Source organism: Pedobacter sp. KBW06, assembly GCF_003852525.1.
GTDB lineage: Bacteria > Bacteroidota > Bacteroidia > Sphingobacteriales > Sphingobacteriaceae > Pedobacter.
In genome coordinates this window covers 151,973-165,313 of the sequence record NZ_QAJL01000001.1, presented here as the reverse complement: position 1 = coordinate 165,313, position 13,341 = coordinate 151,973, and the positions used below count along the sequence as shown (strand labels likewise).

The 13,341-nt window shown below is 39.1% G+C and carries 10 protein-coding genes; 8 read left to right on the top strand and 2 right to left on the bottom strand.

The annotated features are described in order from the left end of the window. The 8 genes from DBR43_RS00775 (at nucleotide 1) to DBR43_RS00740 (ending at nucleotide 10,870) form a co-directional block, all read left to right on the top strand. On the top strand, nucleotides 1-1,764 hold the full coding sequence (locus DBR43_RS00775; protein WP_124576984.1) for an ABC transporter ATP-binding protein: 1,764 nt from the start codon (nucleotides 1-3) through the stop codon (nucleotides 1,762-1,764). Between the two features lie 117 nt (nucleotides 1,765-1,881). Then, nucleotides 1,882-2,844, top strand: a complete 963-nt coding sequence (locus DBR43_RS00770) for a pyridoxal-phosphate dependent enzyme (protein ID WP_124576982.1) — start codon at nucleotides 1,882-1,884, stop codon at nucleotides 2,842-2,844. 41 nt (nucleotides 2,845-2,885) lie between these two features. Continuing rightward, complete coding sequence (locus DBR43_RS00765) at nucleotides 2,886-3,857, top strand: 2,3-diaminopropionate biosynthesis protein SbnB (protein ID WP_124576980.1); 972 nt, start codon at nucleotides 2,886-2,888, stop codon at nucleotides 3,855-3,857. Nucleotides 3,858-3,926: 69 nt separating this feature from the next. Continuing rightward, the gene (locus DBR43_RS00760) at nucleotides 3,927-4,580 is read left to right on the top strand and encodes an MBL fold metallo-hydrolase (RefSeq protein WP_124576978.1); all 654 of its coding nucleotides are present in this window, start codon (nucleotides 3,927-3,929) and stop codon (nucleotides 4,578-4,580) included. Between the two features lie 603 nt (nucleotides 4,581-5,183). After that, nucleotides 5,184-6,572 carry a tellurite resistance TerB C-terminal domain-containing protein gene (locus tag DBR43_RS00755; RefSeq protein ID WP_124576976.1) on the top strand — a complete coding sequence of 463 codons (1,389 nt, stop codon included), beginning with the start codon at nucleotides 5,184-5,186 and terminating at the stop codon, nucleotides 6,570-6,572. Continuing rightward, nucleotides 6,569-7,882: an ATP-binding protein gene (locus DBR43_RS00750; protein WP_124576974.1), complete on the top strand. Its 1,314-nt coding sequence runs from the start codon at nucleotides 6,569-6,571 to the stop codon at nucleotides 7,880-7,882. The genes DBR43_RS00755 and DBR43_RS00750 overlap by 4 nt, the downstream gene beginning before the upstream one ends. Nucleotides 7,883-7,920: 38 nt before the next feature. Beyond that, nucleotides 7,921-10,017, top strand: a complete 2,097-nt coding sequence (locus DBR43_RS00745) for a DEAD/DEAH box helicase (protein WP_199756924.1) — start codon at nucleotides 7,921-7,923, stop codon at nucleotides 10,015-10,017. A 97-nt stretch (nucleotides 10,018-10,114) separates the two neighbouring features. Next, complete coding sequence (locus DBR43_RS00740) at nucleotides 10,115-10,870, top strand: hypothetical protein (RefSeq protein WP_124576969.1); 756 nt, start codon at nucleotides 10,115-10,117, stop codon at nucleotides 10,868-10,870. 13 nt (nucleotides 10,871-10,883) lie between these two features. Here the strand turns inward: DBR43_RS00740 and DBR43_RS00735 are convergent, their stop codons facing one another. Continuing rightward, nucleotides 10,884-11,933 carry an HNH endonuclease domain-containing protein gene (locus DBR43_RS00735; protein ID WP_124576967.1) on the bottom strand — a complete coding sequence of 350 codons (1,050 nt, stop codon included), beginning with the start codon at nucleotides 11,931-11,933 and terminating at the stop codon, nucleotides 10,884-10,886. Then, nucleotides 11,917-12,798, bottom strand: coding sequence for an HNH endonuclease (locus tag DBR43_RS00730; RefSeq protein ID WP_124576965.1), 882 nt, complete (start codon nucleotides 12,796-12,798; stop codon nucleotides 11,917-11,919). The genes DBR43_RS00735 and DBR43_RS00730 overlap by 17 nt, the downstream gene beginning before the upstream one ends. Nucleotides 12,799-13,341: the final 543 nt, after the last annotated feature.

Genomic DNA, 13,341 nt, shown 5'->3' with positions numbered 1-13,341 from the left:
ATGCAAACCTCAATAAAAGATAAAGATAAGCGGGGAACTTCCCTGAAGCCCTTGTTCCGCTTATTTCATTATGTGAAACCCTATTGGCTGGAATTTGGCGGCGGATTGTTGTTTTTAATCCTAACCAGTGTTTCCGGACTTGCTTTTCCAAAGTTGCTCGGCGAGCTGATCAATGGCGGTAAAGCGGCACTGGACTCCGGGAAAAATACCCATATCGGCTGGTGGCTGCTAGCTATCCTCGTTACACAGGCCATATTTTCCTTCTTTCGGGTCGTATTGTTTGTCAACGTTACCGAGAAGACCCTTGCAGCCCTTCGTCAGAGTGTTTATAACCACCTGATTAAAATGCCGATGCGCATTTTTCTTCAGCGCAGGGTAGGCGAGCTGAGCAGCCGGATTTCTTCAGACATCACCCTGTTACAGGAAATTTTTAACAATACCCTGGCAGAGCTGATCCGTCAGCTGGTGGTAGTGATCGGTGGTCTGGTACTCCTGATCATGACCTCCTTTCAACTGACGATTTTCATGCTGCTGCTGCTGCCTGTGATGGTGATCGTTTCGGAAATCTTTGGACGCTTTATCAGTAAATACGCCATGCAGGTGCAGGATAAAGTAGCAGAATCGAATACCATTGTCGAAGAAACCCTCCAGGGGATTTTCAGTGTGAAGGCTTTTGTGAGCGAATTCAGGGAGATGAAACGTTACCGGGAGCATACCAATGAGGTGGCGAAACTGGGCATGAAAGGCGGTACACAGCGCGGGTTCTTTACTTCCTTCGTGATTCTCGGCATCTTTGGAACCCTCGTGGCGGTGATCTGGCGGGGGGTAACTACAGGTGTGGCTTCCGGGGACCTTTTCTCCTTCCTGCTGTATTCGGTATTTGTCGCCACTGCAATTACCGGACTTGCCGAAGTCTTTACGGCGCTGCAGAAAAGTATCGGTGCCACCAAACACCTGTTCGACCTGCTGGAAGAACCCGTAGAACCACTCACAGACCTGAGTACGGTTGCCCCTCAGCATTTGCTTCGCGGAGCAATCAGTTTTAAAGACATTCATTTTCATTATCCATCCCGGGCAGACATCAAGGTGCTGCAAGGCGTTTCCTTTGAGGCTGCACCGCGACAGAAAGTTGCCATCGTAGGCTCCAGTGGTGCGGGTAAAAGCACGATTGTTTCCCTGCTTTTACGACTGTATGATCCCATTGGAGGTGAAATCAGCTTTGACGGAAGAAAGGGCACGGATATTCCGCTTTCTGACCTGAGAATGCAGGTTGCCGTTGTTCCGCAGGATGTTTTCCTTTTTGGGGGAACGATCGGGGAGAATATCGGTTATGGACGGAATGGGGCAACAACCGAAGAAATTATTGCAGCGGCAGAAAAGGCCAATGCCTGGGAGTTTATCAAACGTTTCCCCCTCGGCTTAGATACGGTTGTGGGAGAGCGGGGCATCCAGCTTTCCGGCGGACAAAGACAGCGGATTGCCATTGCCCGGGCAGTGCTCAAAGCACCAAGGATCCTGATTCTGGACGAAGCGACTTCCGCCCTGGATTCGGAGTCCGAAAAGCTTGTTCAGGATGCACTGGATAAACTGATGGAGGGGCGGACTTCCATCGTGATCGCACATCGCCTGGCTACGGTCAGACAGGCAGATAAAATTATTGTCATCGATAAGGGAAGGATTGTAGAAGAAGGCACGCATCAGGAGCTGATCGGTGTGCATGGCGGCCTTTATAAGAACCTTAGCGAGATGCAATTCCTCAATTAAACCTAAATATAAAACCAAGATACCCCTTAAACTAAAACGCGCTCGCCTATGTGAAGAAAACTTTCAATGAAAAACTAAGAAAAATATACATCAACCCTAATTTAATTATTATTCCCTATGTTAAAGAAACTTGAAAAATTATCAGCCTTTATTGGCAACACTCCCCTTATTGAACTGAAGCAGGATGACATCAGCATGTTTGCTAAACTGGAATACAATAATTTTACCGGAAGCTCCAAAGACCGTGCTTCTTATAGTCTGATCTACAATGGCATAAAGGACGGAAAAATCAATGAGGACACCACCATCATTGCTTCCAGCTCGGGCAACCTTGCCATCTCTGTGGCCTCGATCTGCAAAATCCTCAAACTCCGTTTTATCCCTGTAATCGACCCGAATATCAATTCTGCCTATGAGCACCTGCTGAACCTGATCTCTTATGATGTGGTTAAAGTGACGGAAAGGGATTACACCGGGGGATACCTGCTGAACCGCATCCAAACGGTAGACCGGTTACACACTGAAATTCCCAATTCTTTCGTGGCCGATCAATATGCTGATCCTAACAATTACAAAGGTTACCAGGGGCTTGCGGATGAGATTATGAACTCCTTTGATTATCTGGACCGCATCTTTATCGCGGTAAGTTCCAGCGGTGCGATCACCGGAATTTCCTCTTACCTGAAAAAACAACGTCCGGAAATTCAAATCATCGGCGTGGATGTAGAAGGTTCGGTGATCTTCAACGCGAAACCTGTGAAGCGTTTTATTTCCGGAATTGGGGCGAGCCAGGTTCCTCCGATTATTGAAAATGCGATGATTGATGATGTGGTGATCCTGACCCAGCTCGACATCATCAGAGGTTGTTCTGAACTGCTGAACGAGCAGGCCATTTTTGCGGGAGCTTCCTCAGGTGCGGTGTACCTGGCGGCTAAGAATTACGCGAAAATTTATGGTGCTGAGGGTCGTTCCCTGCTGATTTTCCCGGATAAAGGACATACTTATCTGGATACGATTTACAATAAGGACTGGGCTGCAGATTTAGCGGAAAAACTCGTGGAACCTGCTGCTGTTGCATAAAATTTAAACGATTAAAATTAAACAAGCTAAAATTAAAAATTATGTTATATCTGAATGCCGATAATATTAAAGAAGTTGGCGTAAACTGGGATAAAATTGTGGAAGTGATCCGGGAATCGGTAGAAATGCTTTCCAAGAAAGACTATTCACAGCCCGTAAAGCCTTACCTGCGCTACGGAGCTGCCCAAAACAGGATCATCGCCATGCCGGCGTATGTTGGTGGCGTTACCCCATGGGCAGGAATCAAATGGATTGCCAGTTTTCCCGACAACATTTACCAGGGGAAACTAAGGGCAAACTCGGTGACGATTTTGAATGAACATGACTCGGGCATCCCGCGCTGTGTGATCAATACGGCCGCGGTAAGTGCGATCAGAACTGCCGCAGTTTCTGGCTTACTGGTAAAGGAATACCTGAAAGGAATCGCCACAGATCAAAAGCTGGTAGTGGGGATCAATGGCTTTGGCCCGATTGGTCAGACGCACCTGAAAATGATCACTGCGATTTTAGGGGATTCACTGGATCAGGTATTGATCCACGACCTGAATCCGATTGATAAATCGGTAATTGATGCCGGAATCAGGGATCAGGTAGAGCTGGTTTCTTCCTGGGAAGATTGTTACCTGAACTCGGATATTTTCGTGACCTGCACGGTATCCTCTGCGCCTTATATTGATAAGGCACCTAAAAAAGGTTCTCTGCAGCTGAATGTTTCTTTAAGAGATTATACGGTAGAAATGCAGGATTATATGGATACGATTGTGGTTGATAACTGGGAAGAGGTTTGTCGCCAGAATACAGATATCGAAAATATGCACCTGAAAAAGGGCCTACAGGAAAGTGATACGCTGACGATTGATCAGGTATTGGGCGGAAAAGGATTGCTGAACCGCAAAGCCACAGATGTAGTGATGTTCAACCCAATGGGAATGGCAATTTTTGATATCGCCGTTGGCGGATATTATTATGCCGAAGCACTCAACAGACAGATTGGCCACTTGTTGCCGGATTAAGTAATGGTATGCTCCGTGTTCTTTCTTTTGAAGGGACATGGAGCTATATTTTAAAATTTAAGAGAAAGAATGAAAGTAGAAGTTTTCCGCGTTTCGAATGATGTGATGAAAAATCAATGTTACCTGATCCATCATCAGGGAACAGGTATTTTAATAGATCCCGCCTGGGATTATGAGTTGATTGATGGGTATTTGTCTGAGCATAAGATTGCGTTGAAAGGGGTAATGTTGACGCATTCCCATAAGGACCATGTTAACCTGTCCGGGAAATTTGCAAGGGAGTATGGGGTGCCGGTGTATATGTCGGCAGTGGAAGTGAAGGAATATGATTTCAGTTGTTTGAACCTGGTTCAGTTGAAGCATTTATCGAAGATTGTGGTCGCTGGTTTTGAAGTTATTGCTTTATTGACGCCAGGACATACGGCAGGAAGTATGTGTTATCTGATTAACGGGAATTGCTTTACAGGAGATACGATCTTTATTGAAGGGGTAGGGAGTTGCAGTGAAACGGATGTGGATGATTTATATGATTCTGTGCAGTATTTGAAGAAACAGCTGAGTAAGGATACGCTGATCTGGCCGGGGCATTGTTTTGGAATGGCGCCAGGGATGGATATGGATTATCTGTTGAGTAATAATCTTTATTTTCAATTGGATGAGAAGGATTTGTTTAGGAATTTTAGAATGAGGAAGAACAGGCCGGATCCGCTGGTTTTTCAGTAGTGTTATTATTGTAATTCATGATATGATACATCATGCTCTGAATCTGGCAATCTTTTGATTTATTCAGTTTGTTGTGGGAGGGTTCTAGTTCTAAACTATTTATGGCAGACAAGTTCGCTAAACACCGGTATGTTAGGTGTTAATCGGCTATTGAGAAGATAGAAATGACTAAGCTATGCAAAATTTTACCATATTGAATTTGATCTCATAGGAGGATCGTTTAATGAAATCTGTACACTAGGAATAAATTATAAAAAAATGGCATAAAACTTCTGAAAGTGACAAGTGCTTATTTATTATTTACGATTTTAAGAATATTTTGTGTTAAATTATTTCATTTTTATATTGATCATTTGAAATAAAATTGCAAGATTTGAAAAGGTCATTTTATCTTTTTAATTGATAATCTGATAACTTTTTATCCTTGCGCTCAAATAATGATAAATTTCATCCAACTACATCCATTTTTCAGCAGATCCTCCTTTGCTGATTTTCCAACTTGAGAAATCGGTCTCATTTTTTTTGAGTTTTTAGTTGCCATAGACATGACTCATTTGATGTAAATAAAAATAATCATAAATGTAATTAAAGGACGTTCTACACATGGAAAAGCAGGATCTATCGATTATTGATGTTGGAGGCGAAGGAGAAAGAATTGTCTATTCCAATCCGGTGAATCTTGAGCCGACCTATGCAGGTAGGCTAGGTGAGGAATACCGAATCTCATTAAATTTAACAGAGAGACAGACCACGATTCTGAATAGAATGTGGTACCCTGATAATAATTTTAGCAGTATTCCTTTCTGTAGAGCGGAAATCGTGAAACTTTTTGTGTTGATTCTGGATGATCTTGCTTATAAATATGCAAAGGAAAGAACCGTTTTAGAAGTGCAATTCAATACACTTGCGGATATGATCACCAGAAAGCACCTCGCTAACGGAATGAATGATTACAATTACAAATACACGCTTTTATCTACTCTGGATCAGATCTACTTTAATTTGTTTAAACATGCTGAAAATGCACTGAGAGCACATTATGGTCATACAAGGAAGATCAACACCGACGTGGACTATGGTGATGAAGAAATTAACAACGCATATCATGCACGCCTAACGTCAAAGGTTTTGCAAATGCTACCTATATGGGTGCCACGTGTTGATATGCCTGATGAAGCAACAAATATTGCCTTATATACCCAGAATGCCAATAGGTGGAAATTACGTTTTGAAGAGATCTGTTCTGAATTTAAACATGAACCGAAGAAGTACCTTGCGGGCATTCTTAAACTGGCGAAGCTAAATGCCAGCAATCCTGCTATAGAGATGATTTACTTTGAAGCTTCAAAATTTATTGCTGCCCATGATCCGCAGATCGCTCTCATACTTTATATCTATTACATTCATTCAGACTTACAATCCATAGCATTTGACAATAGACAATTGACCAAGACGGCGCAGAAGAACATTTTTAAGACTAAGGAGCAAGTCGAAGCCTTTCAGACGATTGTAAGGGATTTGATTTCGAACCAAGATCTTAATAGTGCATTGCTGGCTGTTCCTTCTGTTTTTTCAAGGAAAAGGAAAACTATACAATTGGATCCTAATGCAATTGCGGCAATCAATGAGAGACACTCTGGTACAGTGGAATTGTTAAATAAATACCTTCAAGAAGACACAGAAGATGATACTAAGGTTGTTATTCCTGACCTCATTGTTATAGAAGCCCCTATTCAGCATTGTGTTTTCATAGAAACCTTACCATTGACTGCCATTCAAGTAGAAATCATCTTACATTTTGCGAAAAATAATTTTGTTGTTCCTCAACAAGAAATAGAACGTATAGCGAAAGAGAAAGGATTGTTTAAAAATCAATTGGTAGAGGGGATTAATGAAACCTGTTATGAAACAATTGATGATGTTTTGATTGAAGAGGAAGAAGACAACTACATTATTTACGAAACATATTATAAAAGCATTTTAGCCTCATGATAGAAAATATTAAACCTAAAGAAGCTACGTCCATTATTAATTCATTAATTGGTGGGGTGGTGCCAAAAATTGGCGTACAGCATATCACGGTAGGTAGATCAGAAGAAATTAATGCAGTAGTATCTGCATTGGAAGATGTTAAGAATGGCCATAGCATGGTGAAATTCTGGATTGGTGATTTTGGCTCTGGAAAATCTTTTATCCTACACCTATTGAACACGGTTGCCTTGAAACAGAAATTTGTGGTTGCCAATGCAGACTTTACACCTGACAATAGATTGTATTCAAATGATGGTAAAGGTGTCGCGCTATATACCGCAATTATGGATAATATTGCTATTCAAACCAAACCCGAAGGTGGCGCATTGCCTACATTGATGGAAAAATGGATAGAACAAGTCATCACAAAAACAGCTGCTGAGAATAACATTTCACCAATGGTAGTAAGAGATAAGACTTATCTCCCCCTTATTCAAACAGCCATCATGAAGACTATAAATGAGTTGACGGATGCTGGTGGTTTTGATTTTGGTACCGTTGTTATGAAATATTATGAAGGATACATCAACGACGATGAATTACTTCGTAGAAATGCTTTGAAATGGCTTAAGGGAGAATATTCTACTAAGACGGAGGCCCGACAAGATCTTGGCGTGCGTGAAGTAATCAATGATCTCAATTACTACGATATGCTTAAAAACTTCTGTAAGCTATTTGTGAGTATGGGATATAGTGGATTTATGATCAATCTTGATGAAGCGATTAACTTATATAAAATTTCTACCTCTGCTATGCGGGGGAAAAATTATGAGAAGATATTGAGCATTTATAACGATTGTTTTCAAGGGAAAATAGAAAACCTATTTTTCAATTTTGCCGGCACTAAAGAGTTTTTAGAAAACGAACGTAGGGGGTTGTTTAGTTATAATGCATTAAAAACAAGGTTAGAAACCAATAAGTTTGAAACAGCGGATATCCGCGATTTTGCACAACCTGTGATTCGGTTGTTACCATTAGACAACAATGAAATTTTTGTGTTGCTTAAAAAACTGAAAGCTATTTTTGATTTTAACTACAAAACTGAAATAGATATTAATGATCAGGATATGCTCCAGTTCATGGAAGAAATATTCAATAAGCCAGGGGCAGCTGAATTTTTAACACCGAGGGAGGTCATTAGGGATTTCTTGAATATCCTAAATATTCTAAGACAGAATCCTGGTTTAGATAAGAATAGGCTATTTGCAGAAATACAAATTTCTGATGAGCGTCCTGATGATGTATTGATTGATGGAATTGAAGAGCTGTGAGTGCCTTCGACTTATTGTCTGCTCCCATAAGGAAATACGTGAGGGACAAACGTTGGGAGGATCTAAGACCAATACAAGCGGCTGCAATACAGAGAATCACACAGGATGATAGGCATTATATTTTAGCTTCGAGAACAGCTTCTGGTAAGACCGAAGCTGCATTTCTTCCTATACTTTCGAAGCTAAAGTTCAGCGATCCCGGAGTGATGGTTTTATACATTTCACCTTTGATCGCGTTAATTAATGACCAGTTTATGAGGGTGGAAGATCTTTGTAAAGATATGGAAGTTTTAGTCACCAAATGGCATGGTGAAGCGAACAAAACATTAAAGGAAAAGCTGATAAAAGATCCCCAAGGAGTTGTGCTTATGACTCCTGAATCATTGGAAGCGATGTTTGTTAATCGACCCTACAATGTAAAACATTTGTTTTCGCAGTTGAAGTACGTAGTGATAGATGAAATCCATTCTTTCATAGGTTCTGATCGTGGCGTTCAGTTAAAATCATTATTATCAAGGTTGCAAGAGGTAAACGAAACTTCCTTTAGCATTGTTGGGCTTTCTGCAACGCTAGGAGATTTTGAGGAAGCGAAAAAGTTTACTGGTGAGGTAGATCGGACTATAGTCATAAGAGATAAGGCATCTAAAGAACTGAATGCTGAATTTCGTTTTTTTAGACAAATAGGTAATGAATTGCCCTTGGATCTTTTCAAAGATATGTATAAAGAAACAAGGGACAGTAAAGTTCTAATCTTTCCTAACAGTAGAGGGAAGGCCGAGGAAGTTGCGGTCAAATTGCTTAAAATCTCAGAAAGAGTAGGAGGACATGCCAACTATTTTTCACACCATTCTTCTGTAGATAAGCAGGTGAGAGAATATGTTGAGGAGTTCGCTAAAAGCAAAATGCGTAGAAATTTCACCATTAGTTGCACTTCGACTTTAGAATTGGGAATTGACATTGGTTCAGTAGATCAGGTTGTACAGGTGGATGCTGCCCATAGCATTGCTTCTTTAATACAACGGGTAGGCAGAAGTGGAAGGCGAGAGGGGGCAAAAAGTAGTTTATTGTTGTATGCAACGGAGCCGTGGAGCCTGCTTCAATCTTTGGCAAGTTGGTTACTTTATTTGGAAGGTTTTATTGAGCCACCTCAAGTTAATGACTTTCCTTATGATATTCTCTTACATCAGGCACTTTCCATTACTAAGGAACATTCCGGAATTCTTAAGCTGGAATTGGTCAAAAAACTGAGTAATAATTACAGCTTTCGGATGATTCCTGTTGCGGTTATTGAAGAGATCATTGAGCATTTGATTCAGCAGGATTTGTTGGAACAGTTAAGGTATGAAGTGATTATTGGTATAGAAGGGGAGAAGCTTGTAAATAGCCGTGATTTTTATACCGTTTTTAAATCTGAGGAATATTATAAAGTACTGAATTCTGGGAATGGAATTGGACAGATTCCATACTCACCTCAAGTAGAGGAGGATGAAAATATTCTACTGGCGGCAAAGATTTGGAAGATTAAATTTGTAGATCATGATGCCAAGAAGATAGAAGTTGTTCCAACCGCTGACGGGAAGAAACCCTTGTTTTTTGGCTCAGGAGGAGATGTTCATCCAAAAATCCGAGAAAAAATGTTGGAGATTCTTTATAGTGAGGCCGACTATGAAGTGCTGAATGAAGAAAGTGCTTTGGAAATTAAAAAATTAAGGAAAGAATTCTCAGTTTTCAATATACAGTGCCAGAAGGTAGATAGACCTTTGGAAGTAGGCCTTAAAGAAAGTGTTTTTTATAGTTTTAATGGAACTATGATCAATAGAACGATTGGTTTTTTATGGGCTATGAGTGGAATAATTGCTAGATATAATGACGATTCGAGTTCTTTTACTATTCCGATTGGAGATGCTGACCTCAAGAGTTCAATCAACTTGATATCGCCAGTGATGGAAGACCTAGATTTTCATCTTGAAAATTACCTTTATGCAGAACCTCAAGTAATGTCGTTTTCTAAATGGGGTGGTTATCTGCCTATGAAATATCAAATGCTATTGGTTAAACAAAAATTCTTTGATTTTGACGGAGCTGCTGTCCTTGGAACTTATCAATTGATTAGCAACCTTAAAGACGTTGAATGATAATGTGAACAGATGAATCAATATTTAGGTTGTAAACTTTGGTAGCTGAAATTATAATTATGGATAATAGAGAGGTGTTAATCGTTACTATTGGGATATGAACAGTGTTATTAATGCTATGAAAATGGCCATTGGCTCTCAGGAAATTATAGACTTGGTAAAGGAATATGCCGAGATGGGCTTAGATGAGTTTATGGAGGATGATATCTTAAAGAATATACCGCTTTTAAACACCATTGGAGCATTTTACAAGTTTGGCAACACACTTCGCGAGCGTAAAATTAAGCTTAATGTCCTCAGATTTTTACAACAACTTGAGCACATCGATCTAGAAGAAAGACAAGCTTTTTTGGAAAAGTTAAATAATGAGGATCAGAGCGGTAGAATCTTCGAACAGTTAATGCTCCTACTTGAAAAACTAGATGAGACTGTAAAAGCAGAAATGTTGGGTAACTTGTTTAGAATTTATATTGTTGGAAAGTTAAGTCGGCATACCTTTTTTAGATGTTGTGCTATAGTTGAGCGTGCGTATATTGCAGACCTTATTTTGGCTTATCAACGTTTTTACTACATAATAGGGAAGCAAAGTATTGACCAAACCATTTACAATTCTTTAGTTGACAGTTCAATCCAGCTGAGTGATTTAAATTACAATTTAATGAACTTAGGGATAATTAGTAAAGATCTTAAACTCTTGACTCTTGAATTTAAAATGAAACACGATTTGGGGGAAGGAGAGTTGTATGGAAAGTCTTCTTTGAATTATGTTGGGAGAGCAATAGTTACCTATATCATATATGATTATAACAGTGAAAGATTTAGGTCATATTTGAACCAAGCGATCGTTTTGTAAACGACTGAAAATATTACATATATTCGAATCCGTTGTTGCTGGCAATGGTCAATAAGGGATTGATATTATTTCCGAAAAGCTCTTTTATAACCGTTTTGTCTTGTTTGTTGACTAGGCTTAAATCTGGAATAATAGTTAGATACTCTTGTAAAAATTTATTCTGAGGGTAAAGTTTAAATATAGTCTCAAGCGCCAGGATTTGCATATTATAAAAGGCCTCAAAATGGTCCTCAAATTTTGGCAGTTTATCCCCTTTACTACTGTTAAAACTTTTGCTGGCTGGTATTAAATTCCAAATTAGATCATGTGAGACGAAGCCGTATGGTATAAAATGATCTATTTCGTATTCATCTATATTCAGCAGATCTTGTGTATATATGCATTTAATCGGGCCATGATGTTTAATCACAAGGTCCCAAAACTCTTTGCGGTGCTTGTTTAAGCTTTTCCTCTTTGGGGATTTTATTAATTTATTTAGAATTTCTGGAACATTAGGGTTACGCTTTTGAACATATGATGCTAAATTCCAATAACAAAAGCTTTTTAATATTCCAGAATTTTCCTCGAGATAAGATCTCCATTGAATATGGATGGTAATTTCATTTTTATCAATAGCATACAAACTATTGGTACTTACATCATGAGATTCAAGGTATATTTGATCTTTACGGCCTTTTAGCATAGGAAACCAGGGGCTTAAAAAGCGGTGTGGAACTTCATTATCAAAGTGCTTCAATTTTTCAATTGTAACTGGATTTTTGCTTGCGAGTAATGATGCAATGATGGTGTTTTTATTGACATCGATAGATAAACCTTCAGTAACAATTAGCTCTGCAATTGCTTTTTGAAGCTGGTCTTGTTTGCCGAAATTTAAATGAAAATAATTGATAGGGTACCATGCATTTGCAATCATGCTAGCAAATAGAGCTTTCTTTTGAATGACAAAACGACCCGCGCCTGTTTCTTCAAGTAAAGCTAGAAACCAATAGAATTTATAAGAAGTAGATATGCTATTGAGTGAAGACGTGATTAAATTGATCGGTAATTTATCTTTTTCGTTCATCTAATTTGGTCAAATGATATTTGAGATATTTCTTATTCCCAGGAGTCAATCCGACTATTTTTGATTCTTTTTGGACATCTAAAAGCTTTAAATCATCCCATTCTATTCGCTCTGATTTGACTATTTTTCCTGTTTCATCGAAGGAGATCAGAAATCTATCAAATAAGGCGTTGTAGCTTGGGCTTAACAGTAAACCATTATCTGGATCTAATCTTTCACGATCGTCTTCACAAATTGCCCAGGGTTTAATATGAGAAGCCACAAGAAGATCTACACCAGAGAAATTGGTAATAGCACATTTGCCAAACCATCTTTTTATTAAATCGTCTCTAAATTTTGCTTGCCCAACTCTAATCTTTACCAATGCTTCCTTGGTCGTTTTTTGGGCTTTTGGTGAAAGGATAGGTATGTTTTTAATGTTTGGAACTTTGAGCTTTTGAAGTATGATGTCTCCAGCTGCTTGCGGAACAGAAAATAAATACCCTTGATTTGACTTATCACCTTTTTTCGGCATGGGGCCTCCAGTCTCTGTCCATAGCTGGCTTGTTGACGAGAAAATATCTTCAATCGATAACCAATTTTCAAGAGGATAATATTCAACATCGACTCTCATCCCTTCATCAGACCATTCGTCTCTGTAGCCTATCGGTTTTTGAAATGGATAGTAACCGTGGAGAGCGACACCAACTTTTCTAATGTATTTGTCGATGTAAGAAAATATAATATCACCTTCTTGCACTTCCGAGACATTCGTCCAATGAAATTGAGTTTTGTCGGTGTATTTGTTTGTAAATGGTGCCCAAATAAAGCCACCTTCGTGCTCTACTTTAAAAGATTTTCCTTGATTAACCCACCAGTAAGCCATATTATTTGAATAAGTTTTGAAATTATGTAAAACTATTCGAAATAATGTAATTTTTTATGAATAGATATTTCAGATAAACTGTTTGTGAAAAGTTTATTTTGATTTTGAATATGGAATTAGGTTATTGCGTATAAATAATTATTTTTAAATTTAGCTAGGCTCCTCAATATGTAGTTTTTACATTTTAGGTGTATGAACGATTCAATAGCTTGCTTTCTCAAGTTAAAATAAGGAAATCTATCGTAGACCGTTTTTGATGCTGAGATAATGGTTTCGCGTAGGAGTTCTTGTAAAGGAGCATAGCCGAACGTATATCATTAAAAATGATATAACTTATGATTATCTAAGTGACTTGGATATTCCAGCCGTCCTAAATGAAAACCAAATGTTTATTTTCTTTTGATTAATAATGTTGTTTTTGTGGTGTTGTTCTCTGTCGATCCTGTGAAAGGGCTCTTTGGAATATGATGTCTAATTGTGTTACCCTCCACTTGAGTTTTATTAGGCTACCTGTTAGGGGTTTGTAGGGCCTTATCAGGCCTG

Coding starts and splice junctions, on each gene's coding strand:
- DBR43_RS00730 (WP_124576965.1), bottom strand. CDS start 12,798: ATGGCTTACTGGTGGGTTAATCAAGGAAAATCTTTTAAAGTAGAGCAC.
- DBR43_RS00765 (WP_124576980.1), top strand. CDS start 2,886: ATGTTATATCTGAATGCCGATAATATTAAAGAAGTTGGCGTAAACTGG.
- DBR43_RS00760 (WP_124576978.1), top strand. CDS start 3,927: ATGAAAGTAGAAGTTTTCCGCGTTTCGAATGATGTGATGAAAAATCAA.
- DBR43_RS00770 (WP_124576982.1), top strand. CDS start 1,882: ATGTTAAAGAAACTTGAAAAATTATCAGCCTTTATTGGCAACACTCCC.
- DBR43_RS00735 (WP_124576967.1), bottom strand. CDS start 11,933: ATGAACGAAAAAGATAAATTACCGATCAATTTAATCACGTCTTCACTC.
- DBR43_RS00775 (WP_124576984.1), top strand. CDS start 1: ATGCAAACCTCAATAAAAGATAAAGATAAGCGGGGAACTTCCCTGAAG.
- DBR43_RS00750 (WP_124576974.1), top strand. CDS start 6,569: ATGATAGAAAATATTAAACCTAAAGAAGCTACGTCCATTATTAATTCA.
- DBR43_RS00755 (WP_124576976.1), top strand. CDS start 5,184: ATGGAAAAGCAGGATCTATCGATTATTGATGTTGGAGGCGAAGGAGAA.
- DBR43_RS00740 (WP_124576969.1), top strand. CDS start 10,115: ATGAACAGTGTTATTAATGCTATGAAAATGGCCATTGGCTCTCAGGAA.